At 71.6% G+C, this 22,761-nt stretch carries 25 protein-coding genes; 10 read left to right on the top strand and 15 right to left on the bottom strand.

Annotated features, from left to right (window positions below):
* Nucleotides 1-62: 62 nt before the first annotated feature.
* Nucleotides 63-1,106, top strand: coding sequence for an alpha/beta fold hydrolase (locus AC08OJ_RS08265; RefSeq protein WP_476595430.1), 1,044 nt, complete (start codon nucleotides 63-65; stop codon nucleotides 1,104-1,106).
* A gap of 925 nt (nucleotides 1,107-2,031) precedes the next feature.
* Here the strand turns inward: AC08OJ_RS08265 and AC08OJ_RS08260 are convergent.
* The 4 genes from AC08OJ_RS08260 to aroA form a co-directional block, all read right to left on the bottom strand.
* Nucleotides 2,032-2,748: a glycerophosphodiester phosphodiesterase gene (locus AC08OJ_RS08260; RefSeq protein WP_476595429.1), complete on the bottom strand. Its 717-nt coding sequence runs from the start codon at nucleotides 2,746-2,748 to the stop codon at nucleotides 2,032-2,034.
* Nucleotides 2,745-3,590 carry a histidinol-phosphatase gene (hisN, locus tag AC08OJ_RS08255; protein ID WP_476595428.1) on the bottom strand — a complete coding sequence of 282 codons (846 nt, stop codon included), beginning with the start codon at nucleotides 3,588-3,590 and terminating at the stop codon, nucleotides 2,745-2,747. The genes AC08OJ_RS08260 and hisN overlap by 4 nt, the downstream gene beginning before the upstream one ends.
* A 101-nt stretch (nucleotides 3,591-3,691) precedes the next feature.
* Complete coding sequence (gene rsgA, locus AC08OJ_RS08250; RefSeq protein ID WP_476591612.1) at nucleotides 3,692-4,678, bottom strand: ribosome small subunit-dependent GTPase A; 987 nt, start codon at nucleotides 4,676-4,678, stop codon at nucleotides 3,692-3,694.
* A 75-nt stretch (nucleotides 4,679-4,753) separates the two neighbouring features.
* Complete coding sequence (aroA, locus tag AC08OJ_RS08245; RefSeq protein ID WP_476591626.1) at nucleotides 4,754-6,085, bottom strand: 3-phosphoshikimate 1-carboxyvinyltransferase; 1,332 nt, start codon at nucleotides 6,083-6,085, stop codon at nucleotides 4,754-4,756.
* Between the two features lie 121 nt (nucleotides 6,086-6,206).
* Here aroA and AC08OJ_RS08240 point away from each other — a divergent pair, with 121 nt between their 5' ends.
* Nucleotides 6,207-7,472, top strand: a complete 1,266-nt coding sequence (locus AC08OJ_RS08240) for an amidase (protein ID WP_476591613.1) — start codon at nucleotides 6,207-6,209, stop codon at nucleotides 7,470-7,472.
* On the opposite strand, the gene AC08OJ_RS08235 is transcribed toward AC08OJ_RS08240, so the two are convergent.
* On the bottom strand, nucleotides 7,469-8,257 hold the full coding sequence (locus AC08OJ_RS08235; protein ID WP_476591614.1) for a methyltransferase domain-containing protein: 789 nt from the start codon (nucleotides 8,255-8,257) through the stop codon (nucleotides 7,469-7,471). The genes AC08OJ_RS08240 and AC08OJ_RS08235 overlap by 4 nt on opposite strands.
* 185 nt (nucleotides 8,258-8,442) lie before the next feature.
* Here AC08OJ_RS08235 and AC08OJ_RS08230 point away from each other — a divergent pair, with 185 nt between their 5' ends.
* From AC08OJ_RS08230 to rsrA, 3 genes are all read left to right on the top strand, one after another.
* Nucleotides 8,443-9,072 carry an alpha/beta hydrolase family protein gene (locus AC08OJ_RS08230; RefSeq protein WP_476591615.1) on the top strand — a complete coding sequence of 210 codons (630 nt, stop codon included), beginning with the start codon at nucleotides 8,443-8,445 and terminating at the stop codon, nucleotides 9,070-9,072.
* Between the two features lie 62 nt (nucleotides 9,073-9,134).
* A complete protein-coding gene (locus AC08OJ_RS08225) occupies nucleotides 9,135-9,941 on the top strand; it encodes a sigma-70 family RNA polymerase sigma factor (protein WP_476591616.1) in 807 nt (268 codons plus the stop codon).
* A complete protein-coding gene (rsrA, locus tag AC08OJ_RS08220; RefSeq protein WP_476595427.1) occupies nucleotides 9,938-10,222 on the top strand; it encodes a mycothiol system anti-sigma-R factor in 285 nt (94 codons plus the stop codon). Before AC08OJ_RS08225 ends, rsrA begins: the two co-directional genes overlap by 4 nt.
* A gap of 66 nt (nucleotides 10,223-10,288) precedes the next feature.
* Here the strand turns inward: rsrA and AC08OJ_RS08215 are convergent, their stop codons facing one another.
* Together AC08OJ_RS08215 and AC08OJ_RS08210 are read right to left on the bottom strand one after the other, a co-directional pair.
* Nucleotides 10,289-10,363: a 50S ribosomal protein bL37 gene (locus AC08OJ_RS08215; RefSeq protein WP_369807823.1), complete on the bottom strand. Its 75-nt coding sequence runs from the start codon at nucleotides 10,361-10,363 to the stop codon at nucleotides 10,289-10,291.
* A 298-nt stretch (nucleotides 10,364-10,661) separates the two neighbouring features.
* Nucleotides 10,662-11,087, bottom strand: coding sequence for a DUF5317 family protein (locus AC08OJ_RS08210; RefSeq protein WP_476591617.1), 426 nt, complete (start codon nucleotides 11,085-11,087; stop codon nucleotides 10,662-10,664).
* 157 nt (nucleotides 11,088-11,244) lie between these two features.
* Between AC08OJ_RS08210 and AC08OJ_RS08205 the strand changes: the two genes are divergently transcribed.
* Both AC08OJ_RS08205 and bsaP read left to right on the top strand, forming a co-directional pair.
* Nucleotides 11,245-11,475 (top strand): biotin/lipoyl-binding carrier protein, encoded by a 231-nt coding sequence (locus tag AC08OJ_RS08205; protein WP_462186220.1) that lies wholly within the window; start codon nucleotides 11,245-11,247, stop codon nucleotides 11,473-11,475.
* A 68-nt stretch (nucleotides 11,476-11,543) separates the two neighbouring features.
* The gene (bsaP, locus tag AC08OJ_RS08200; RefSeq protein ID WP_076806814.1) at nucleotides 11,544-11,729 is read left to right on the top strand and encodes a biotin synthase auxiliary protein BsaP; all 186 of its coding nucleotides are present in this window, start codon (nucleotides 11,544-11,546) and stop codon (nucleotides 11,727-11,729) included.
* 314 nt (nucleotides 11,730-12,043) lie between these two features.
* Here bsaP and bioB read toward each other — a convergent pair whose 3' ends face one another.
* From bioB to AC08OJ_RS08185, 3 genes are all read right to left on the bottom strand, one after another.
* A complete protein-coding gene (gene bioB / locus AC08OJ_RS08195; protein ID WP_476591618.1) occupies nucleotides 12,044-13,102 on the bottom strand; it encodes a biotin synthase BioB in 1,059 nt (352 codons plus the stop codon).
* A 188-nt stretch (nucleotides 13,103-13,290) separates the two neighbouring features.
* A complete protein-coding gene (bioD, locus tag AC08OJ_RS08190; protein ID WP_476591619.1) occupies nucleotides 13,291-14,007 on the bottom strand; it encodes a dethiobiotin synthase in 717 nt (238 codons plus the stop codon).
* A 13-nt stretch (nucleotides 14,008-14,020) separates the two neighbouring features.
* Complete coding sequence (locus AC08OJ_RS08185; protein ID WP_476591620.1) at nucleotides 14,021-15,187, bottom strand: 8-amino-7-oxononanoate synthase; 1,167 nt, start codon at nucleotides 15,185-15,187, stop codon at nucleotides 14,021-14,023.
* A gap of 100 nt (nucleotides 15,188-15,287) precedes the next feature.
* Here AC08OJ_RS08185 and AC08OJ_RS08180 point away from each other — a divergent pair, with 100 nt between their 5' ends.
* On the top strand, nucleotides 15,288-16,751 hold the full coding sequence (locus AC08OJ_RS08180) for a sensor histidine kinase (RefSeq protein ID WP_476591627.1): 1,464 nt from the start codon (nucleotides 15,288-15,290) through the stop codon (nucleotides 16,749-16,751).
* Between the two features lie 427 nt (nucleotides 16,752-17,178).
* On the opposite strand, the gene AC08OJ_RS08175 is transcribed toward AC08OJ_RS08180, so the two are convergent.
* Complete coding sequence (locus tag AC08OJ_RS08175) at nucleotides 17,179-17,427, bottom strand: WhiB family transcriptional regulator (RefSeq protein WP_011438134.1); 249 nt, start codon at nucleotides 17,425-17,427, stop codon at nucleotides 17,179-17,181.
* Between the two features lie 558 nt (nucleotides 17,428-17,985).
* Here AC08OJ_RS08175 and AC08OJ_RS08170 point away from each other — a divergent pair.
* On the top strand, nucleotides 17,986-18,759 hold the full coding sequence (locus AC08OJ_RS08170; RefSeq protein ID WP_476595426.1) for a glycerophosphodiester phosphodiesterase: 774 nt from the start codon (nucleotides 17,986-17,988) through the stop codon (nucleotides 18,757-18,759).
* Between the two features lie 27 nt (nucleotides 18,760-18,786).
* On the opposite strand, the gene AC08OJ_RS08165 is transcribed toward AC08OJ_RS08170, so the two are convergent.
* Nucleotides 18,787-19,764 (bottom strand): diacylglycerol/lipid kinase family protein, encoded by a 978-nt coding sequence (locus AC08OJ_RS08165; RefSeq protein ID WP_476591622.1) that lies wholly within the window; start codon nucleotides 19,762-19,764, stop codon nucleotides 18,787-18,789.
* Nucleotides 19,765-19,952: 188 nt separating this feature from the next.
* Between AC08OJ_RS08165 and AC08OJ_RS08160 the strand changes: the two genes are divergently transcribed.
* A complete protein-coding gene (locus AC08OJ_RS08160) occupies nucleotides 19,953-20,414 on the top strand; it encodes a hypothetical protein (RefSeq protein WP_462186224.1) in 462 nt (153 codons plus the stop codon).
* 9 nt (nucleotides 20,415-20,423) lie between these two features.
* Here the strand turns inward: AC08OJ_RS08160 and AC08OJ_RS08155 are convergent, their stop codons facing one another.
* The 3 genes from AC08OJ_RS08155 to AC08OJ_RS08145 form a co-directional block, all read right to left on the bottom strand.
* On the bottom strand, nucleotides 20,424-21,440 hold the full coding sequence (locus AC08OJ_RS08155; RefSeq protein ID WP_476591623.1) for an RNA polymerase sigma factor SigF: 1,017 nt from the start codon (nucleotides 21,438-21,440) through the stop codon (nucleotides 20,424-20,426).
* Complete coding sequence (locus AC08OJ_RS08150) at nucleotides 21,437-21,973, bottom strand: ATP-binding protein (RefSeq protein WP_476595425.1); 537 nt, start codon at nucleotides 21,971-21,973, stop codon at nucleotides 21,437-21,439. Before AC08OJ_RS08150 ends, AC08OJ_RS08155 begins: the two co-directional genes overlap by 4 nt.
* Before the next feature lie 294 nt (nucleotides 21,974-22,267).
* A partial coding sequence (locus AC08OJ_RS08145) for an N-acetyltransferase family protein (RefSeq protein WP_476595424.1) occupies nucleotides 22,268-22,761 on the bottom strand: 494 nt, incomplete at its 5' end.

Genomic DNA, 22,761 nt, shown 5'->3' with positions numbered 1-22,761 from the left:
TCGCGGGTGGGTGGTGGCGAGTGAGGAAGAATCCAGCCTCGGTCGTGGCATCGGCAGACGGGATGACGAGCACCGAAGGCGGCCGTGCCTACGGCGTGCCCCGGGTGAGCCCGCTGACCTCCCGCTTCGTCACGGTCCACGGGTACCGGCGGTGCTATCTGCGGGCCGGGCGCGGCCCGGTTCTGCTGCTCATCCACGGCATCGGGGACAACGCGCGCACCTGGGCCTCGATCATCCCGGAGTTGGCCCGCCGGCACACCGCCATCGCCCCCGACCTGCTGGGACACGGGGAGTCGGACAAACCGCGCGGTGACTACTCGGTGGCCGGTTACGCGTGCGGGATGCGTGACCTGCTCACCATCCTCGGGATCGAGCGCGCCACGGTCGTCGGGCACTCGCTGGGCGGCGGGGTGGCCATGCAGTTCGCCTACCAGTTCCCGGAGCGCTGCGAGCGGTTGGTGCTGGTCGCCACCGGCGGGGTCGGGCCACACCTGCATCCCGCGCTGCGGGCGGCGGCCGTGCCCGGAGCCGGGGCGCTGCTGTCCCTGATCGGCATGCCGCCGGTGCGGGTCGCCGGCTGGGCCGGAATGCACGCGCTGCGCCTGCTGCACACCGATCTCGGGCGGGACGCCGACGATCTCCTGAACGTCTTCGACTCGCTGGGCGTACCCACCGCGCGGGCGGCGTTCCTGCGCACGCTACGGTCGGCGGTGGACGGGCATGGGCAGTCCATCACGATGCTGGACCGGTGCTACCTCGCCGCTGGGATGCCCTCGCTGATCGTCTGGGGTGACCGGGATGCCGTCATCCCGGCTGAGCACGCGTGGATGGCGCACGAGGCGATGCCGGGGAGCCGCCTGGAGATCTTCGCTGGTGCCGGGCATTTCCCCCATCACACTGACCCCGAACGCTTCCGGGCGGTTCTCGAGGATTTTCTGGCGACCACCCGGCCGGCGAGTCACTCCCCGCAGCAGTGGCGGGTGATGCTGCGTGAGCACGGCCGCTCGACCAGGACCACGGAAGCATCCGGGGCCGCCGCCCAGCCGTCGGGCGCGCGTTCGACCCCGGCGGAAGCCGTGGGTCGTGGCCTCACCCGGAGCCGATAAACGGGCACGGCCGCCGGCCATGGCGGGGCCGGGATCCGCCGTTATACGTTCACCGAGGTGACCCGTCGCATCGGGGTGGACCCGCTATGCATCGACGACCCAGTTGGCCATCCATAGCCATGCCTTGCGGGAAGTCGCCCGGCGAGATGCGTCGGTGCCGTTCTCGGCTGAACCGCTCTCGCGGAAGGTCTTCCCGGTCACCGATGGATCCGGCCAGCCGAGGATCAAGGGCTCTCGTACCTCTTGCCGTGTCGCCTGTTCGGGCCAGGGTCTTCGCGTGATGCGCTGTCTTCCGGCGCGGGTCTGCATTAACTGGTCGGCACCCGCTATCGTGGAGTTCAACGGGCAGGCCGGCGTCAATATGGCCTATCCTTGGTGGCGTAACATCAAAGTCCTCTCAAATCTCGGAGGTCGACCCTTGGCACGCCGTGCACGACTCAGCTGGCCCCAGGAACGGCGCCAGGCGAGTGAGGTGGTTGTCCGCCGGGTCGACCCCGGTCGGGGCTGGACCCTGGAACAGGCTCGTGACCTGGTACGACAGGGATACTCCGTCGAGCATGTGGCGGAACGCACCGGGTTTCCGGAGCAGATGCTGAAAGTCGCAGAGGAGGACTGAGTGCAGCCTCCCGCCATCCCGGTGCCAAGAAAGTGCCACGGTGCGCCATCGTCGGCCGCCGGCGCGGGAGTGAGTGTTATCCCTTTCGTGGGTCAATCCGCAGGTTCGGGGAACCGATCTTTCCCTGGCGCTCGAGGGTGACGCCGGCTATAGCCTGCGCGACGCTATCCTAACCAGCAGTTATATGACGGTGTGCCGGAGTCGCGTCACTCTGCGCACAACTGAATCAACGACTTCGCCTGGTTGGCTACCCAATTCGTCTGACCTCGGCGCACCTACGACAGTCGCGTCGCCGGGCACCCCTGCTGGCTATGCCCGGGTGGCACCCGTCACGCGTACCAGCCGGCGTAGATGGTCGCTGTAGACCGCATCGAGCCCGTATCCGGCTAGCCGGGTCAGTGTGGTTGTTCGTTGCGCATCCCACCCGAACACGGCGATACCCAGGTTGTGGAGAACACCGACGATGCCGGCCCGGGGCGGGGTCCATTCACGCGCGCGCAGGTTGAGGGCGGTGACTCCGACGGCCCGGAGTTCATCGCCGTACGCGGTCATTCCGCCACCGGCGACGATATCGCGGATCGACGTCGAGTTCACCAGCCGGACATCGTCATCCAGCGGTCGGTATTTCGCGAGGTCCGTGAGCCCGCCGCACAGCCACAGCCGCCTCGCCGCCTCGCCGCCACCGGCCTCGCGGGCGACGGCGACGGCCGCCGCCGCGTCCGCCCAACTGCCTGGCGGGCCATTCAGGTCAAGACTGAACTCGAAGGACGTACCCAGCTCCGCGTAGAACTCCGCGAGGGTCGGCAGCCACCCCGGCAGGCGGTCGGCGGTCAGGTCGGGAATCCGCCGACGCCGCCCGGGCGGGCCGAACACACCGTCATGATGCAGGACCGGAACGCCGTCGGCGGTGAGCCAGACGTCCGACTCCAGCCCACTCGCCCCGCCGGCCAGGGCACGACGGAACGCGGGCAGGGAGTTCTCCCGCTGGCCGGGGGCGGGAGAACCACGATGCGCAAAACCGATCATGAAGAGCCGCTGAACGACTGCAGCGCGACGTCGTGGAGATGCCCGTTGGTGGTGAGCACCGTGCCGTGTCCCGGTCCCCGGCGTCCGCCCAGGTCGGTGAACCGGCCGCCGGCCTCCTCGACGATGACCTGGAGCGCGGCCATGTCCCAGAGCGACACTTCGGGTTCGCAGGCGAGGTCCACGGCGCCCTCGGCCACCATCATGTGTGACCAGAAGTCGCCGTAGGCGCGGGTCCGCCAGACCTGGCCGGCGAGGTGGAGGAACTCCTCCAGCCGGTCGGCGGTCTGCCAGCCCTCGACGGAGGCGAAGGACAGGAAGGCGTCACCCAGGCTGGCGACCGAGGAGACCTTCAGGGCACGGGTGTCGCCGGTGGCGTCGCGAGTGAAGGCACCGGTGCCCCGGGCTCCCCACCACCGTCGGCTCATCGCCGGGGCGCTCGCGACCCCGACGACCATCTCGTCGTCCACCTCGAGCCCGAGCAGGGTGCCCCAGACGGGCACGCCGCGCACGAAGTTTTTGGTGCCGTCGACGGGGTCCAGGATCCAGCGCCGGCGGGCGCCCGATCCGACGAGACCCTCCTCCTCGCCGAGCACGGCGTCGCCCGGCCGGGCCACAGCGAGCCGTTCGCGGATCATGGACTCGACGGCGGTGTCGGCGTCGGAGACCGGGGTGTTGTCCGGCTTCGACTCGACATGCAGGTCTACTGCCTGGAATCGGGAAAGAGTGATCCGGTCGGCGGCGTCCGCGAGGCTGAGCGCGAGGGCCAGATCGTCGGCGATGGCGACGGTGTCGGAGTCCGCGGTCGGTTCGATGCTCACGGAGGTGGGGTTAGGCGGGGTCACGCCTGCGAGACTACGAGCCGGGCCCCACCGCGCGTCGGTGGTCCCGGGCGGCGGGCACCGGGTGGCGGGGTGAGTGTGACTAATCTCCCGATCTATTGCGATCAAGGCGATGCTCCGCAGGCGCCGAGCAGCCGGCGCAGGCTCGCCAGCCGGGCAGCGTCGGCATGGCCGTCCCGCACCGCCGAGTCCAGGGCGCAGTCGGGGGACGGCGCCAGGTGCTCGCATCCGGGCTGACAGTGCGCGGCGGCCGCGGCGAGGTCCTCGAAGGCCCGCAGCACCCGCTCCGGGGACACCGCGCCGAGCCCGAACGACCGGATACCCGGGGTGTCCACAACAGTGCCCCCCTGGGGCAGCAGCAGTGCGACAGCGGCCGACGAGGTGTGCCGGCCGCGGCCGGTCACGGCGTTGACCTCGCCGATCGCCCGGTCCGCCGCCGGCACTAGCCGGTTCACCAGGGTGGACTTGCCGACCCCGCTGTGCCCGAACAGCACACTGACCCGATTGGTCAGCAGCTCCAGCAGCGCGTGCAGGTCCCCACCGGGGCGCGTGGTCACGACGGGGAGCCCGAGCGGGCGGTACAGCTCGACCAGCGGTGCCGGATTCGCGAGATCCGTCTTGGTCAGGCACAGGACCGGGGAGAGCCCGCCGTCGTAGGCGGCGACCAGGCACCGGTCGATCAGGCCGGGCCGCGGCGGCGGATCGGTGACCGCGCAGACGATGACCAGGACGTCGGCGTTCGCGACGATCGGGCGTTCCACCGGATCGCTGTCGTCGGGGGTGCGCCGCAGGACGCTCGTGCGTTCCTCGCGGCGGACGATGCGCGCCAGGAGGCCCGCCGCCCCGGAGACATCCCCCACGAGGGCCACCCGGTCACCGACTATCACGGAGGTCCGGCGCATCGATCCACCGCGCACGGCCGCGACCAGGCGGTCGGCCATCGCGTCGAGTCGGCAGGTGTACCGGCCGCGGTCGACGCCCACCACTACCGCCACAACCGCCTCGGCATGGTCGGGCCGGTCCCGGGTCCGGGGGCGCGATCCCCGGCCCGGCCGGACCCGGACGTCGTCCTCGTCCAGCTCGCGGGCCATCGGACTAGCCGCCGGCGCCGTCGGTCGGACCCGGGGGGCCGCCGGCCCGGCCCGGGGGGCGTCGCGTCGCGCCGCTCATCGGGCCAGCATCGCCGTCCACATCCGGGGGAAGTCCGGCACCGTCTTGCCGGTCGTCGCGATGTCGTCGATGACGATCCCGGGCACCACGAGGCCGACCACCGCGTAGGCCATCGCCAGCCGGTGATCGGCGTGCGGGTCGAGCCGGGCGCCGTGCAGGGGCGCCGGACTGATCGCTAGCCCGTCATCGGTGACGGTGACCCGTGCGCCCAGGCGACCGAGTTCGAGGGCCAGGGCGGCCAGCCGGTCGGTCTCCTGCAGCCGCAGGTGCGCGATGCCCCGTAGCCGTGACGGCGAGTCGGCGAGCACGGCGAGCGCGGTCAGTGTCGGAGCGGCCTCCCCGAAGTCGGACAGATCGATGTCGATCCCGTGGACGGCGCCGCCACCGGTGATCTCCAGGCCCGCCGGCGTGCGCCGGGCCGTGCCTCCCATCGCCACCAGCAGATCGGGCAGCAGCCGGCCGGGCTGCTCGGTCGACTCCGGCCAGTCCGGGATCACCACCCGCCCGCCGGTGGCGACCGCCGCCGCGAGGAAGGCCGCCGCGCTGTTCATGTCCGGTTCGATGGTCCGGTCCGCGGCGGTCGGCCTGCCCGGTTCGACGCGCCAGCGCCGGGTGCCCGCCACCGGGCCGGCTGCGGGGGAGCGCACGGCGTCGACCTCGACCGTGGCGCCGGCGGCCCGTAGATCCGCGACGGTCATGTCCAGGTAGGGAGCCGATGGCAGCCGGGACCCGCGGTGGACGACCGTCACCCCGGTGTCGTAGCGCGGGGAGGCGAGGAGCAGCCCCGAGACAAGCTGGCTGGAGTGGGAGGCATCCACGATCACCTCGCCGCCGCGCAGCCGCCCTCGGCCGTGCACGGTAAAGGGCATTCGGTCGCCGTCGATCTCGGCGCCGAGCTCGCGCAGCGCGCCGAGCAGCGGGGTGAGTGGGCGCTCGCGCATCCGCGCGTCTCCGTCAAAGACGACATCGCCGCGGGTCAGCGTGGCCAGCGCCGGGGTGAAGCGCGCCACGGTGCCCGCGTTTCCGCACTCCGCGCGCGCGGCGCTCGGCGTCGGGTGGCCGTGGACGACCCAGTCGGGCCCCTCGGTGGATACCTCGGTACCCAACGTCCTCAGCACCCCGGCCATCAGCAGGGTGTCGCGGGAGCGCAGCGCACCCCGCAGCCGGGAGGTTCCATTCGCCAGCGCGGCGAGCACGAGTGCCCGGTTCGTGCCGGACTTCGAGCCGGGCACCGCGACGACGGCCTCGACCGGTTGCCGTGCGAGTGGAGCCGGCCACGGATCGGACTGCGTTCCGGTGGCTTCGGTACCCGTCAGGATGCTCACCATGACAGCATGCCGGACGACGGCCCGGGTCAACCGCGTCCTCGCGACATGCGCCGGCCGGCACCCGATTCCCGCCGGTCGGGTCGGGTGCCGGTCGGGTCGGGCGGGCGCGGCGGGAGGCCGGGTGGCGACGAGAAGATCCTTTGAGCGTGCCTATCCGTCGTGCGGCGCGGTGGTGGTGGCCGACCTGGTCCGTCGCGGTGAGATCGCCGCGCAGGAGGCCGTCGATGCCGCGTTCGCCCGCCTGCGCGCGGTGGACGGCGTCCTGCGGGCCTTCACCGAGCTCTGGCCGGAGGAAGCCGGGCGCACGGCCAGCGCGGTGCAACGCGCCCTGGCTCGCGGTGCGGACCTGCCCCTCGCCGGCGTGCCCGTCGCCGTCAAGGCAGGGGAGGGCGTCGACGCCCCCGTGACCCAGAAGCTGATCGCGGCGGGAGCGGTCGCGATCGGAATGACCGCGGTACCGGTGCGGGCCGCGCACGTCTGGCAGACCTGGGGCCACACCAGCCGTGGCCCGACCGTCAACCCGTGGCGGGTCGACCGCGTCCCGGGCGGATCGTCGGCCGGCTCGGCCGCGGCGGTGGCGGCGGGGATCGTCCCGCTCGCCACGGCCAGCGACGGCGCCGGCTCCACCCGCCTCCCGGCGGCCTGGTGTGGAGTGGTCGGCCTCAAACCCACGAACGGACGGCTGCCTACCCGGGACCCGGCCGGGTTCACCGTGCCCGGTCCGATCACCCGGACGGTCGCGGACGCCCAGGCCTGGCTGGAGATGGTCCTCGGCGACCCCGGGTCGCGCCCCGCGGCCGGCCCGCGCGGCGCGGATCGCGTGCCGGGTGCCGCCTGGTCAGCGACGCTCGGATTCGCCACCCCCGAGCCGGAGGTGGTGGCGGTCAGCCGCGCCGCCGCCGAGCGTCTCGTCCGCGCCGGTGCGCTGACCTGGCGTGCGGTCCCCGTCGAGCTGGAGGATCCGGAGGAGGCGTGGACGGCGCTGCGGGCGGCCACCGCGGCCACGGCCACCGCGGTCACGACGGCCACTGCCCCGGTGGACCGCGGCCGCCGTGACCGGAGCAGCGCGGCGTCGCGGGAGGACAACGACGCCCGGCTCGCGGCCATCCTGGCCCGGGTCGATCTGATCATCACGCCCACCACGCCGAACCGGCCGCATCCGCACAGCGGCCCCGGCCAGACCCGGAGTGTGAGCCTCACCTGGGCGTTCAACCTCAGCGGCCACCCCGCGGTGAGTGTCCCCGCCGGATTCACCGACGACGGCTGCCCGGTTGGCCTCCAGATCGTCGGCCGGCACGGGGACGAGGCCCGGCTCCTGGGAATCGCGGCCGCCCTCGAACGCCTCGCCCCCTGGCCCGCATGGACCGACCGTCGCGCCGGATCTTAGGCGGACCGGCGGGCCGAGGCGATGAGATGGATGCCGATGGACTCACCCTCACGCTCGGCGGAGAGTTCCACCTCCGTGCGTACCAGGGTGGGGAAGCACGAGACGGCCTCGGCGACCGCACGCTTGACCGCCTCTGCGGAGAGCACGGTGCGCGGGCGGATCCAGTCCACGTCGAGCCCTGCGCTGGTCAGCAGCGCCCGAAGTTCCTCAGGCCAGAAACACCGGGTGATCGTTCCGTCTTCCGCCGGCACGAGCACCACGTCCGCCCGCGGGACGTCGGACAGCTCCGCCCAGCGGTGCTGTTCGGCGAGCCGGGCGAGCCCGAGCAGCAGGGAGTCGACGCAGAGCAGCAGCTGGCCGCCCGGCCGCAGCATCCGGTGGATCTCCTCCAGGATGGTCTCGGTGGCGAGGCAGAACGACAGCGCCCGAGCCTCGGCGAGGACGGCGTCGAAGGAACCGGGAGCGAACCAGTCCAGCGAGCGGGCGTCTCCCACCACCGGCAGAAGCGTCCCGGGACCGCTCCCCGGATCGGGCGACAGGGCGCTGGTGACCACCCGGACGACCTGATGGCCGGTGCTCACCATCTGGCGGGCGAAGCGGGCCCGCGGGCCGGAGACGTCGAGCACCCGCGTGGGCCGGGACGGCAGCCATTCGCGGAGCTGGACCGCCGCGACCTCTTCGTAGAACGCCCAGTATGGGTCGTCACTGTTGGCTGGAGCCTCGCAGACCAGGGTGTTCGCTCGTCCGCGAGACGGACCCGGATCGGCGTCGGGGCCAGGCGGCATGAAACGTTCCTACCCTTCGAGGGGCGATGATGCGAGGTAAGTCACACACTCAAGGCGGAAGTCTGACAGATTCCAGGCTCGACCACGTCGTGTCCTTCCCCGTTCGCGCGGATAGATGCGCGCCGGATTCGCCGTCCACCGCCGCCGGCCCCGGGCAGGTCCCGGGTGATGGACCGCCCACAGCTGTGGACGGCGGGCGGCTGCTGGTGGTTCCCGGCACGACGGAGTCGACGGTGCTCTTCCTGCACGGAGCCGGGACTGGCACGGACACGCCGCTTTTCGTACAACTTGCGGCATATCTCACCTCTGTCGGGGTGCAGGTGGCGCGGCTGGAGATGCCGTACCGCGTCGCCGGACGGCGGGCGCCGGACCGGCCGGCCCGGCTCGACGCGGTCGCGATCGCCGCGGTCGGGGCGCTGGGCCCACCGCGCCTGTTGGCCTTCGCCGGCGCCTCGATGGGATCGCGGGTGGCCGTGCGGGTCGCGGCCGGGCTCGAGGCGTGCGGCGTGCTCGCCCTCGGCTTCCCGCTCCAGCCACCGGGAACCACGCCGGCAGGCAGAACCAGGCCGTCGAGGCAGGACGAACTTGACGGCGCGGGCGTCCCGGTGCTCGTCGTCCAGGGCGAGCGGGACTCCTTCGGGCGATCGGTGCCCGATCCGGAGCTCGGCCGCGAGGTCCATCTCGTCGCGGGAGCCGACCACTCCTTCCGGACCCGCCGACAGGATGCGCGTCCGCCCGGCGAGGCCGTGGCCGAAGCGGCCCGGGCCGGCGCATTCTGGCTGCGGGGCCAGCTGCGGGAATCATCCGCGGGCTGACCCGGTTGTGCGGGCAGTCAGCCGACAGTTAACCGGCAGCCCGACGACGTCGTGGAGGCTTCATGACTCCTGGGAGCAGCACCGGCCGGCGGTCCGCGCAGTCGCGGACCGCCGCCGCCTGGCTTTTGCCGAGCGTCGCGCCGATGCGCGCCCCGGCTTTGGCCGGGGTATCGTCCGCTCTGGAAGGACGGTCGCATGTCGCCCGGTCAGGTATGGTGGATGCGGGGCGGGCCGCCGGGGAGCATGACGGTGAGGAAGTGATCCTGGTCGACGAGACCACCGAGGAGCGAGGCGCCCGTTTCGAGCAGGACGCCCTTCCCTACCTCGACCAGTTGTATGCGGCAGCCCTGCGCATGATCCGTAATCCCGCCGACGCGGAGGATCTCGTGCAGGAGACCTTCGTCAAGGCGTTCGCGGCCTTCCACCAGTTTCAGGCGGGCACGAATCTTAAGGCCTGGCTCTACCGGATTCTGACGAACACGTTCATCAACACGTACCGCAAGCGGCAGCGCCAGCCGCTGCAGAGCCCCACCGAGCAGGTGGAGGACTGGCAGCTCGCCGAGGCGGGGTCGCATACGTCCAGTGGGCTCAAGAGCGCGGAGACCGAGGCGTTGGAACACCTGCCGGACAGCGACATCAAGGACGCCCTGCAGGCACTGCCCGAGGACTTCCGCATGGCGGTGTACCTCGCCGACGTCGAGGGCTTCGCCTACAAGGAGATCGCGGAGATCATGGGTACGCCGATCGGGACCGTGATGTCCCGGTTGCACCGCGGTCGCCGGGGTCTGCGGAAGTCCTTGGAGAAGTATGCCTTGGACCGTGGGCTCGTGGCGGCCGGTTCCGCCGACGGCGAGGGCGGTGCGTCGTGAGCTGCGGCGGTCCACACGAGATCGATTGCCGGAAAGTACTCGACGCGGTCTTTCTGTATCTCGACGGTGAGTGTAAGGGCGGGCAGCAGAATCTGATTCGGGCCCACCTTGACGAATGCTCTCCCTGCCTGCGCGAGTTCGGGGTGGAGCACGAGGTGAAGATGCTCGTCGCCCGCAAGTGCGGCGGGGAGCGGGCGCCCGAGTCGCTGCGGGCGAGTCTGCTCGCCCGGCTGCGGGCCGCCCGGGTGGAGATCGACGCCGCCGAGTACCGGCCGGAGTAGCTGGGGCCGGGTGGAGCATCGGGCTGCCTGGGGGCGGGCCGTGGCAGCCACGGCCCGCCGGGTGGCTCAGGTGTTCGGGCGCTTGCCGTGGTTGGCCTTGTTCTTCGCCCGTGCGCGCCGCTTGCGCTTCTTCTTCGCCATCAGGAATCTTCCTCCGTTCCGCTTCGACGTGCAGTCATCGTGCCAGTCCGCGCCGACGGGAGGTGACCGGCGGGTCCGTCGAGGCCCTCGTCCTCGTCGGCGTCGCCGAACCCGTCCGGTGAGCCATCGCCGAGGTTCCCGCGGGCCGGGGACTGCACCGCCCTGGCATGGCGGCGGGCCTGCAACGTGCGCCACGCCTGCGGGGGCTATCGCTCCGAACAGTCCCAGCGCTGCGGCGATCGCCACGTCGCCGACGCTGACGACCGCGGGCGTCCAGGGCAGGGGCAGCGGGATGATGTCACTGAGCAGGCGCAGGGTCGTACCGTCCCCGGCCGGCGTGTGAAATGCCGAGGCCAGGATGTCGGAGAGAGGCCAGGATGTCGGAGATCGGTACACCGGCGCGGTCGGCCCCCCACCGCGACACCGGCATCTGGCCGCCGTTCGCGGTGATGACGGCGGCGTTGGAGATGAGACCGGTGACCAGGAGACCGAGTCCGGGCAGGCGGTTGTTCGCGCTGGCGAACAGGGCTGTGACCACGGCGGCCGCGATCCACGCCGGGCCGTGCAGGGCGGGCACGAGTCGGCCGATCGCGAGCACCAGGACCGCCGCGGCGAGCAGCCATGGTCGGGAGACATGGATGCGGGCGAGGGCACCGAGAGTTCCGCCGTGGGCGAGGCCGACGCCCAGACCGCATAGCAGGGTCAGCACCAGAAGTACGAGCACATGCGTAGTGTGCGGCGTTATGAGCGACAGTCCCAGCACCGGGCGGTCGCGTCGTCCCAGCGTGCCGGCCCGGATACATCCGGGGCCCAGGGACGTTGGTCGGACAGCCTCGGCACACTACGCTCTTGCCAGATTCACCGCCGCTGAAGGGAGCCTGATGGCCGAGGAAGTCCGCGCTGAGATGGTGGCCAACGTCTGGAAGGTCGTCGTCGGTGTGGGAGACCCGGTGAGCGCTGGTGACGCCCTGGTGATCCTCGACTCCATGAAGATGGAGATCCCCGTGATCAGCGAGGACGGCGGGACGGTCGCCCGGATCGCGGTACAGGAGGGCGACGTCGTCCAGGACGGTGACCTGATCGCCGTGGTCGAGCCGCTCCCCACCGCCTGATCGTCCTTGTCCGGCGGGATAGCGGCTGAGGGATCCGATGCCTCAGGCGATGTCCTAAGCTGCCCATTATGGACGCCGCGTTTTGTGACCGTTGCGGTCAGCTGGCCAGTGTGGGCAGCCACGAGGCGTGCCGGCGGGCCCGCGAGCTGGAGCCACCCCGCTACTGTCGAGCCTGCCGGCGGCGGATGGTCGTCCAGGTCACCCCGGTGGGTTGGTCGGCCCGGTGCGCGGAGCATGGGCTGCTCTCGGTCTGAGCTCGTCGGTCACGTCCACCGTCGTCACGCCGACCGCGATCCTGGCCCCGGCCGAGTGCCGGCGGGTCCGGCCACCCGGGCCGAGGCGTACGAAGACCGCTGCGCGCCCGACCACCGGACTCGGGCTGCGGCGTCGGGTTCATGTCGGGACCAGTCCTGCCGGGGCCAGAGCCGCCGGTTATCGTCGGTGACCAGGGCGGGTAGAGACGCATCCACGTGTGAAGCAGGTCCACCTCCTGCGCGAACGGGAGCATCAGCACCGGGCGCGAACCAGCCGGGCACGAACCAGCGCTGAAGCGGAACGGATGGGGGGCTTAGAGGGTGGCCTGCAGGGACTTGATCGGCATGCTCAGCTCGGCCAGCATCTTCAGGTCGGCCTCCGCGGAGCGGCCCAGCGTCGTCAGATAGTTTCCGACGATCATGGCGTTGATACCACCGAGCATCCCCTGCACGTCGAGATCACCCAGGGTGATCTCGCGTCCGCCGGAGTAGCGCAGGATCGTGCGCGGCATGGCGAAGCGGAACGCCGCGATCGCGCGCAGCGCGTCACGCGGCTCGACCAGCGGAAGATCCCCGAAGGGCGTCCCCGGCCGCGGGTTGAGGAAGTTCAGCGGAACCTCGTCGGGCTCCAGGGCGGCGAGCTCGGCACGTTGCTCGAGGCTCTCGCCGACGCCCAGAATGGCGCCGCAGCACAGCTCCATCCCCGCGGCCCGCACCATCTCACAGGTCTCCCACCGCTCCTCCCAGTTGTGGGTGGTGACCACGTTCGGGAAGTGCGAGCGGGCCGTTTCCAGGTTGTGGTTGTAACGGTGCACACCCATCGCCGCGAGTTCGTCGACCTGCGCGGAGGTCAGCATGCCCAGCGAGCAGGCGACGTTGATGTTGACCGCCGCACGGATGGCGGCGACCCCCTCCCGCACCTGCGCCATGAGCCGGGCGTCCGGGCCCCGCACGGCCGCGACGATGCAGAACTCGGTGGCGCCTGTCGCCGCGGTCTGCCGGGCGGCGTCAACGAGCGAGGGCACGTCCAGCCAGGCGGACCGTACCGGCGAGTCGAACTTGCCGGACTGCGAGCAGAAGTGACAGTCTTCCGGGCATCCGCCGGTCTTGAGGCTGACGATCCCCTCCACTTCGACCTCCGGACCACACCAGCGCATCCGCACCTCGTGGGCCAGGGCGAGCAGATCGGTCAGCGTCTCGTCCGGGAGCCGGAGCACGGCGAGCACGTCGGCCTCGTCCAGCCCTTGTCCGCCCTCGAGGACCTCGCGCCGTGCCACGGTGAGGATGCCGGCACCGTCCTGGTCCGCCGGCGGCCGCGGTGACGCCGGTGCAGGTGGAGGTGCGGTGGGGTGCGCGGTCACGGACGTGGTCACGGATGCAGTCACAGGGGTCTCCAGACGAGGGTCGGTGGGTGCGGTGGATGCGTGGTGGCGGTGGGCATCGTGGTAGGGACTGATGCACATGCACCCAGGTGCATGCGCACCCATTGTCGAACCGGCGCGCGGATGTGGGGCCGGATTCCCGAACACCATCGAGCCCCGAACACCATCGAGCATGGTGGTTATGTCTCGTAGCGAGCCCTGAACTCCTGGGCACGGAACGTGCCGCCCAGTGCCGGTTGCAGCGAGGCACGCGCCACGGCTAGGAACTCGGGCTGGGCCAGCAGGCCGGCTCCCGCCGGGAGGACGCCGGCCAGCGGCCGGGCGGCCAGGCTTTCCAGGTCGGTGAGGTTGCACCGGCAGGCCAGGTCCGGTTCGGCCGGCCAGGACCCGACCACCACACCGACGAGGTCCAGGCCGCGGTGCGCCAGCGCCTCCAGGGTCAGCGCCGTGTCGTTCAGAGCGCCTAGGCCCGCGGCGGTCACGACGAGCACTGGCGCCCGCAGCACCCGGGCCAGGTCGGCGAGGGTGGCGCCGCCCGCGTCGTAGCTGACCAGCAGGCCGCCGGCGCCCTCGACGAGGACGAGATCGCGGCTGTCGGCGAGTATGCCGATCCGGGCGGCGAGCTCGTCGAGGTCGACGGCCCGGTGCCCGGACCTGCGGGCGGCGGTGGCCGGAGCGAGCGGGTCGGGGTAGCGGGCCAGCTCGTGGACGTCGGTAATCCCGGTCAGATCGCGGACGAGGTCGACGTCACCCAGCTCGCCGGGGCCGACACCGGTCTGGGCCGGTTTTACCACCGCGACCGCGCGGCGTCGGTCGTGCGCGAGCGCGCCGATCGCGGCCGTCACCACCGTCTTGCCGACCCCGGTGCCGGTCCCGGTCACCACCAGGACCGTCATCGGGCTAGGACCGTCATCGGGCCAGGACCCCGGCGGCGGCCAGCGCGTCGGTGACGATCGCGAGGTCGGCATCGGTGAGATCGGCCCGGGCGGCGAGGCGCAGCCGGCTGGTCCCGACCGGCACCGTCGGTGGCCGGAAGCAGCCGACGGCCACCCCGTGCCCGCGGCAGGTCGCCGCGGCCGCGGTCGTGGGTTCGGGATCCCCAATGATCACCGAGACGACGGCCCCGGCGGGATCCGGCGCGCCGGTCAGGTCGGCGAGCTGACGGGCCCGGCGCCGGACGGTGCCGGGCAGCTCCGGGTGGGCTCCCAGAAACTCCAGGGCGGCCAGCGCGGCGCCCACGTTCGCCGGGGCGAGGCCGGTGTCGAAGATGAAGCTGCGGGCGGTGTCGATGAGGTGATCGCGCACGGCCACCCCGCCCAGCACCGCACCGCCCTGGCCGCCCAGCGCCTTGGACAGGGTGGCCGTCGCCACCACATCCGGCTTCCCGGCGAGGCCTGTGGCGGCGAGTGCCCCACGACCGGCGGGCCCGACCACCCCAAGCGCATGGGCCTCGTCGACGACCAGGACCGCTCCGTGGGCCCGGGCGGCCGCGTGCAGTTCGGTCAGCGGGGCGAGATCGCCGTCCGCGGAGAACACCGACTCGGTCACGACGAGTGCCCGCCGCCAGGGGCGTCCAGCGAGGGCCGCCGCGACCGCGGCCACATCGGCATGCGGCGTCACGACGACGTCCGCCCGGGACAGCCGGCAGGCGTCCACGATCGAGGCGTGGTTCAGCGCGTCCGAGACGACCAGGTCGCCGGGGCCGGCCAGGGCGGTGACCACCGCGAGGTTCGCCGTGTAGCCGGAGGAGAAGACCAGGGCCGAGGCGAATCCGGCGTGCGCGGCGAGCGCGTTCTCCAGCTCCCCGTGCAACGCGGTCGTCCCGGTCACGAGCCGGCTCCCGGTGGCCCCGGCACCCCAGGCGCGCAGGGCGCGGATCCCGCCGTCGACGACCGCCGGATAACGACCGAGCCCGAGGTAGTCGTTGCCCGCGAGATCGACGAGCACGCCCGCGCCCGGCTTGTCCGGGCCGCCCCGCGGGCGTAGCTCGCGGCGCAGCCCGGCGGCGACCCGGGCCCGGGCGTGGCCCGCGAGCCAGGCGAGCGGCGCGGCCGCCGCGGCATCATCGACGGTCACGACGGCCAGCGTACGGGTATCGACCACTGTGATGGGGTGCCCGCCACCTCACGAACCCGGCCGGTCTGGCAGTCTGCGAGCCGTGGGAACCCTCGCCGACATGCTGCGCGCGAGCACGGATCTCAGCGACGACGACATCGACCACCTGCACGCGCTCGTCGCGGACTGGGCTCTGCTCGCCGACCTCTCCTTCGCTGATCTGTTGCTGCTCGTGCCTATCCGCTCCGGCTCGGGGGCCAGTCGGGGCGGCCACGCCAGCGGAGCCGAATTCCTCGTCGTGGCCCAGGTCCGTCCCACCACCGGTCCGACCGCGTACCACAACGACGAGGTCGGCAGCGTCGTGATCAATCGCTGGGTGGTCCAGAACGCCTGGCGGGAACACCGGATCGCGCGGGAGGGCGAGCCCGAGTGGGACGGCGGGGTCCCGGTGCGGACCGAGGCGATCCCGGTCCGGCGGGGTGACGAGGTGATCGCCGTCCTCGCCCGGGACACCAACCTCGCGACCACCCGGACGCCGAGCGCGCTGGAGTCGGCTTATCTGCAGGGTGCCAACAACCTGGCCCTGATGATCGCCGAGGGCGCCTTTCCGTTCCGCGGCAGCTCGGCGGAGCTTCCCGAGTCCCCCCGGGTGGGCGACGGCATGATGCGGCTCGACGGCGCCGGAAAGGTGATCTTCGCGAGCCCGAACGCGCTCTCGGCGTACCGCCGGCTCGGCTACACCGGCAATGTCACGGGCGAGGACCTCCGCTCCGTGCACCGGGCGCTGAACCTGTCCGCCGCGACCCCGGCGGTCTGGCACGCGCTCGGCCGGCGTCGGCCGGTGGAGGTGGAAGCCGCGGTCGGGAGCACGGTGGTGCTCTTGCGGGCGATCCCGCTCTTCCCCGGGGCGACCCGGGAGGTGCTGGTGCTCGTCCGGGACGTCTCCGAGCTGCGTCGCCGCGAGGCGCTGCTGCTGAGTAAGGATGCGACGATCCGTGAGATTCATCACAGGGTCAAGAACAATCTACAGACCGTAGCCGCCCTGCTGCGGTTGCAGATGCGGCGGACGAAGGCCGACGAGGCGCGCTCGGCGCTGCGGGAGTCGGTGCGCCGGGTCACCTCGATCGCGGTCGTGCACGAGACGCTGTCCCAGAGTCTGGGGGAGAGCGTGCCGTTCGACGAGATCGCCGACCAGATCACCTCGGTCACGGTGGATCTGGCCTCCACCGGGGCTCGGGCGAACACCCGCCGGACCGGGTCGTTCGGGCGGCTTCCCGGCGAACTCGCCACCCCGTTGGCTCTTGTGCTTTCCGAACTTCTACAGAATGCTGTAGAACATGCGTTCGACGGTTCGGCGGGTTTCATCGAGATCCGGGTCAGCCGCCTGGCAGACCGGCTTGATGTTGTCGTGGCCGACGACGGTGCCGGGCTGCCCGAGGACTTCCAGCTCGAGCACTCGCCAAGGCTGGGGTTGCAGATCGTCCGCCAGCTGGTGCTGGGCGAGATGCACGGCACCATCCGGCTCCAAGCCGGTCCAGAGTGCGGGACGGAGGCGCTCCTGTCGATCCCACTTTCTGAAAGTTGAGTGTTTAGGGTGCCCGGGAGGGGATATCCCCCAAGATGTGTCCCTCGTCCATGGCCGTCGTGCCGATGTGGCGTGCTCGTGGGGGCCCGGGTCGGGAGCGTCCCGGGCGGTGGCTCGCCTGAGCGGGCCCGATCGCCGGGAGGCGCGGTCGGGGGCGGAAAACATTACGGCCGCCCCGTCCGCGTCGCGCCGCATTGCTGCGGCGGGCGCGCGGACAGAACGGCCGATGCTGCTGCCAGCTACCCCCGTGCTGCGGTACGGGTTGTGGCATGACCTCATGCGGCGACCACTGTGGTCCGCCGGTGGATGCCGGTGGTGCCGGTTCCGGCGGGCAGGGCCTGCCGCGAGCGGGTGTTGTTGTTCGGACCCGGGACGTGGTGCCGGTTCCTCGGGCGCTGTCGGCCCGCCGTCGGGGACGGTCTTGCGGTCAGGCGGTTCGAACCCGGAGTCGGACCTGGCGCTTAAGCGCCCGGCGTTCGTCCTCGCTCATCCCGCCCCAGACACCGGAGTCCTGCCCGGTGTCCAGTGCCCAGTTGAGGCAGTCACTCGTGACTGCGCACCGCGCGCAAACGGCCTTTGCCTCTTCGACCTGGCGTTCCGCCGGACCGGTTGTACCGATCGGGAAGAAGAGCTCGGGATCCTCGTCACGGCAGAGCGCTCTGTGGCGCCAGTCCATGCGTACAACTCCCTCTCTCGTCTCGGGCCACACTGCACATGAGACGCTTTGTGAGCCGCTACGGTTGTGCCGAGGTGAAAATAAATTGAGCAGGATGTCTGCTCGGCCTCGGCGGCGGGCCGTAGAGCGGGTTGCCGGGTGTCGGTGAGCCCGGGTGCACGTGCATCCACCTCGGACATTCGCCACCCTCCCACCCGAACAGGCAACGGCGCAAGAACCTGCAAGCCTCTTCACAGCCTGGCTGGCCTGCACTTGTCCGGCAGGGACACAGGCGGACCACGGGGGGCGACCGTCTCCTTAGCTGGCCGAAGTGTCACGGGAGCCCCGATTGCCAGGGGATGTCACACTCCGTCGCACCGATCGTCACCGGTGCGGCCGGTGGGCGGCCCGGATCCTCGGCGATCAAGCCGCCGATGTCAGGCCAGTCGGTCATGGATCCGTTCTGTGCTGTCCGGGGGCTGCCCGAGGGCTGTCTGAGGGCTGCTCCGGCGCCGGTGTGCGCCGTCATCCCGGCCCGATCTGACCCGCTCGCGCCGCCGGAGCTGGCAGGGTTGGAGCATGGAGGTTCTCGGTCATCGTGGCAGCAGGGTTCCCGGCCCGGAGAACACGGTCGAGGCGGTGGATGCCGCGTTGCGGGTGGGCGCCGACGGTGTCGAGGTCGACGTGCGGCGCAGCGCGGACGGCGACCTGGTCTGCGTGCACGACGCGCGGCTGTCCCGCCCCGCCGGCCGGGCGGTGGTCCGGCAGACCACGGCGGCGCTGCGGGCCCGGGGCATTCCCCTGCTCGATGAGATCCTTGACGTGTGGGATGGTCGCGGTCGGCTCATCTGTGAGATCAAGAACCAGCCCGGGCAGCCGGACTTCGACGCACCCCGGGAGCAGACCGCGCGCCGGCTCGCCGAGACGCTGCGGGCCCGGGGATGGGCCGGCCGCCGGCCGGACGCCGCCGACCTCGACGCCGGTGCCGGCGGCATCACGGTGTCGTCGTTCGACTGGTTCGCCATCGAGGCGGTGCGTGACGCCGGCCTCGCGGTCACGACGGCGTTCCTCACCATGCCCCGGATGTCGGTGAGCGGCGGCCTCGCCTACGCACGGTCGGCGGGCCACACCGAACTGCATGTGCACACCAGCGCGGTGCTCGGCACCTCCGACGCGGCTGGACGGGCGCGCGAGGCCGGCGTCCGGTTGATCACCTGGACGGTGACCAGCGTCGAGGACGCCCGGCGGATCCGCGACGCGGGCGTCACCGGGGCGATCTGCGACGACCCCGTGGAGATCCGCCAGGCACTGTCCCGGCCGGACGGGACCCCCACCACGGCGCTCGACGCCTGAGCGGACATTCTCCCGGGCGGGCAGCCGTCAGGCGACGACGCGCAGCGCGTGCGGATGGTGGGTCAGCAGCACCTCGGAGAACATCCCGAGATACTCGCCGTCCATCTGCACCGGCAGGGGTGTGTCCGTGGAGAAGCGAATCGACGACGTGTCGTGGCGGCGCACCACGTTGCGACCGCGCGGACCCTCGCCGTCGGTGAGTATCCGCGAGGCGGCCCACAGCACGCTGGGCAACCGCACCCGCCGCAGCGCGAGAAGGTCCAGACCGGTGTCGAAGGACGCGTCCGGGCAGGCGAGGACGGGACGGGAGTTGAGGTAGGTCCACGGGCGGGTGTTGCAGACGATGCAGAAGGCGATGTGCTCCTCGGCCCGCCCGCCCGCTGGGTCGGTGCTCCCGGGGTCGAGGGCCGAGCCGGCGTCGGTGGTCGTCAGGGTGATGGGCGAACCGCGGCGGTCGGTGCCGTGGAGGATCTGACCCGCCGCGGTCCGCAGGAACAGGCCGGCGGTGTTGCGCCTGCCCTCGCCACGCTTCTCCTCGACCCGCGCGACGACCTGGGCATCCAGACCGATGCCGAAACAGAACGTGAACCAGCGCCGTTCGTCGCCGTACTGAGCCTGGCCGAGGCTGATCCGCCGGGTGCGGCCCTCGCGGAGCGCGCGCAGCAGCTCGCCGGTCGCCTCCACCGGTGACGCAGAGTAGCCTAGCGCGCGGGCGAAGACGTTGGTGCTGCCACCCGGGACCACGGCGAACGCTGGGCCGCCCGGTACCGGACCGTTCTGGAGCAGTCCGTTGATGATCTCGTTGACGGTACCGTCCCCACCGAGCGCAATCACCACGTCGACGCCGAGTTCGACCGCTCTGGCCCCCAGCTCCACCCCGTGCGCCCGCCCCTTGGTGACCACAGTCTCCAGGGCGAGGTCCGCGGCGAGCGCGCTGGCGAGGACGTCACGAACACGTTCGGTCGTAGCAGTGGCGACGGGGTTGACGACCAACAGCCCTCGCATGCCTCCACCGTAGTCCGCCTGGTCATCCGGGTCGCCGGCTGGGAAAACTCTCACACCGTTGGAATCCGGCGGACACCTCGCGAAGTGCGACGGGTGATGGCGCGGTGGACACCGTCCGGAGGGTCCCCGGGGGCACTGGCCGACGGCCCCGGGAACGCCGACGGCCCCGGAAACGTAGTGTCGGGGATATGGGATCCACGAGTCATCCCGATCAGCCGGCGGCCGGCCGCTTCGGCACACTGCGGCAGGCTGCTCGCGCGGCGTCCGTGCCCACTCGGGTGGCGTCCGTCCTGCTCGCCATCGAGGCGCTGACCCTGCTGGCCCTCGGAATCCTGCAGGTGCTGCGCGGCTTCGGGCCGGACATCGACGACGTGGGTCGTGCCGAGAGCGGTGGGGTGCTCGCCATCGTCGGCGGGCTCGGTGTGGCGGTCCTCGCGGGAGGCGTGCTGCGCAACGGCGCATCCTTCCGCTCGCCCACCCTGGTCGTGCAGATCCTGTGCCTGCCGGTGGCGTGGGGGCTGGTGCAGTCCGGCCGCTACGGCTACGGCATCCCGCTGCTCGTCGTGCCCCTTGTCATCGTCGTCGCGTTGCTGCTGGCCGGTGGGCTCGGGCCGGCGGTCCCGCCTCGGCGCGGCGGCGGGACCGGGTGACGGGTCCGCTCAGCCGTCCTCGAGCAGGCCGCGCCGCAGTTGGGCCAGCGTCCGAGCCAGGAGCCGGGACACATGCATCTGGGAGATGCCGAGCTCGGTCGCGATCTGGGACTGGGTCATGTTGCCGAAGAACCGCAGCAGCAGGATGCGCTTCTCCCGCGGCGGGAGCTTCTCCAACAGCGGCTTGAGGGACTCGCGGTACTCGACGCCCTCCAGGGACTCGTCCTGGACGCCGAGGGTGTCCGCGACGGCGGGTGCCTCGTCGTCGCCGGAGTCCGGCGCGTCGAGGGAGACCGCCGAGTAGGCGTTCGCCGACTCCAGCCCCTCGAGGACGTCCTCTTCGCTCATCTGCAGATGCCGGGCGATTTCACGCACCGTGGGGGAGCGGCCCAGCGTCTGGGAGAGCTCGGAGGTCGCCTTCGTCAGGGAGAGTTTGAGCTCCTGAAGGCGGCGGGGGACCCGGATGGCCCAGCCTTTGTCCCGGAAGTGCCGCTTGATCTCACCGACAATGGTCGGGGTGGCGTAGGTCGAGAACTCCACCCCACGTTCCGGATCGAATCGGTCCACCGATTTGATCAATCCGATGGTGGCCACCTGGATGAGGTCGTCGAGCGGCTCGCCCCGGTTGCGAAAACGGCGGGCGAGGTACTCCACCAGCGGCAGGTGTATCCGGACGAGCTGATCGCGGACGGCGGAGCGTTCGGGATCGTCCTCGGGTAGCTCGGCGAGGCGGACGAACAGCGTGCGGGCCAAGGCCCGGTCGGGCGAATGCGCGCGGTCGGGCCGATCGCTCTCCCCGTCGATCGCCGTACCGTCCACCGCCGGGTTCGGTAGTGCCTGGGTCGTCACCTCGGGGCCGAGATCGCTGTCGATCCCCGGGTGGTCGTCGAGCACGGATCCCCGTTGACTCAACGCCGCTACCGGGTCCACGGTGGACACCGGGTCATGATCAGATGCGTCGCGACCGGATACGTCGTGATCAGGTACCGTGCGCGGTGGGGTCGGAGTTCTCCCGGTCGACGTCACGACGTACCTACCGTGTCGCCCAATGGAGTCTCTCTGGACGCACCCGACCCCCGGACGTGGCCGGCCGGAGGCTCACCGAGGCTGGCGCGCACGCCCCTGCGCTTCTGCAGGGCAATGCTCACCCGCGACCCCGGGCCCGTCGAGGTCTGCACGTCGCCCGCCAGCGCCTTGAGCACGGTCCAGGCAAAGGTGTCCTCGGAGGGCTGCTCGCCGTCCAGGCTCTCGACCGTCACCAAGACGTGCATTACCCCCGGCGAGAGGGTGAACGTGCAGTCCAGCGAGGAACCCGGCACGGCCGAGACGAGCAGCAGGGCGCACGCCTCGTCCACGGCGATCCGGAGATCCTCGATGTCGTCGAGAGTGAAGTCGAGGCGGGCCGCCAGCGAGGCCGTCGCCGTGCGCAGGACGGTGAGGTAGGCGCTCGCGGCGGGCAGGGTGAGCGCAACCACGTCGCGTAGGCCGCCTGAGTGGGCGGTTTGGCTGTCGATGGTGTCGGAGTTCTCCGCGCCGCCGGTCGAAGGCGTCGGATCCACGTTCCTACCCCCAAAGAGCCTGCGTCGTGCGAGGACGGCGCCTCGCGGGTGTCCTGCCGACCAAGATCGATCAGATGATGATATTCTCGGCGGTTCCTCTCCCACCCGTCGACGGGTCGAGTATTCCGCTCCCGACCATGACGTCCCGCATGGGCGGATGGTTTCCGCTCCGTCGGCGGCCGGGCGGCGGCCACCGACTCCACCGTACCCAGCCGCCGATGGGTACCGCAGGTCGGGTGATCGTAAGCTGCTGCATCCGGCCTGTCTGGCCGTCGCCGGCTCTGGCGGTGCGGCTCAGGTAGTGCCGGCTCTGGCGGTGCCGGCCGCAGCGCTGCCGGCACCGACGCCGGCCAGTGCAGTGATGGCGCCGGCGCCCAGGCGCCAGGTCGTCCAGCCCTCGATCGGCCCCGCGCCGAGGGAGCGGTAGAACGCCTGCGCCGGGGCGTTCCAGTCCAGTACCGCCCATTCCATGCGCCGGTAGCCGCGGTCGGCGCAGATCGCCGCGAGAGTGGTGAGCAGGGCCTGCCCGTGACCACGGCGGCGGTGGCCCGGCCGGACGAACAGATCAACGAGGTACATCCCGGTCTGGCCGGTCCCAGTGGAGAAGGTCGGGTGCCAGAGCGCGAAGCCGACGACCTGTGGTGGGGTGACGACCTGTGGTGGGGTGGAGTCGCCGGTAGGGTGGTCTGCGGTGGCCACCAGGCAGTGGGCGGCCGGCACCGGTCCGAACAGGGCCGTGTCGAGATCGGCGGGAGTCATGGCAACGGCGGCCGGCTTCTTCTCGTACG

This window comes from Frankia sp. CgKIO3 (assembly GCF_977946435.1).
This window is presented reverse-complemented; position numbering and strand designations above follow the sequence as displayed.

Excerpts from the sequence above, each read along its gene's own strand:
- AC08OJ_RS08265 (WP_476595430.1), top strand. The coding sequence starts at position 63 with ATGACGAGCACCGAAGGCGGCCGTGCCTACGGCGTGCCCCGGGTGAGC.
- AC08OJ_RS08260 (WP_476595429.1), bottom strand. The coding sequence starts at position 2,748 with ATGATCGGTTTTGCGCATCGTGGTTCTCCCGCCCCCGGCCAGCGGGAG.
- rsgA (WP_476591612.1), bottom strand. The coding sequence starts at position 4,678 with ATGGCCCGCGAGCTGGACGAGGACGACGTCCGGGTCCGGCCGGGCCGG.
- aroA (WP_476591626.1), bottom strand. The coding sequence starts at position 6,085 with ATGGTGAGCATCCTGACGGGTACCGAAGCCACCGGAACGCAGTCCGAT.
- AC08OJ_RS08235 (WP_476591614.1), bottom strand. The coding sequence starts at position 8,257 with ATGCCGCCTGGCCCCGACGCCGATCCGGGTCCGTCTCGCGGACGAGCG.
- AC08OJ_RS08225 (WP_476591616.1), top strand. The coding sequence starts at position 9,135 with ATGACTCCTGGGAGCAGCACCGGCCGGCGGTCCGCGCAGTCGCGGACC.
- AC08OJ_RS08205 (WP_462186220.1), top strand. The coding sequence starts at position 11,245 with ATGGCCGAGGAAGTCCGCGCTGAGATGGTGGCCAACGTCTGGAAGGTC.
- bsaP (WP_076806814.1), top strand. The coding sequence starts at position 11,544 with ATGGACGCCGCGTTTTGTGACCGTTGCGGTCAGCTGGCCAGTGTGGGC.
- bioD (WP_476591619.1), bottom strand. The coding sequence starts at position 14,007 with ATGACGGTCCTGGTGGTGACCGGGACCGGCACCGGGGTCGGCAAGACG.
- AC08OJ_RS08180 (WP_476591627.1), top strand. The coding sequence starts at position 15,288 with ATGCTGCGCGCGAGCACGGATCTCAGCGACGACGACATCGACCACCTG.
- AC08OJ_RS08175 (WP_011438134.1), bottom strand. The coding sequence starts at position 17,427 with ATGGACTGGCGCCACAGAGCGCTCTGCCGTGACGAGGATCCCGAGCTC.
- AC08OJ_RS08170 (WP_476595426.1), top strand. The coding sequence starts at position 17,986 with ATGGAGGTTCTCGGTCATCGTGGCAGCAGGGTTCCCGGCCCGGAGAAC.
- AC08OJ_RS08165 (WP_476591622.1), bottom strand. The coding sequence starts at position 19,764 with ATGCGAGGGCTGTTGGTCGTCAACCCCGTCGCCACTGCTACGACCGAA.
- AC08OJ_RS08160 (WP_462186224.1), top strand. The coding sequence starts at position 19,953 with ATGGGATCCACGAGTCATCCCGATCAGCCGGCGGCCGGCCGCTTCGGC.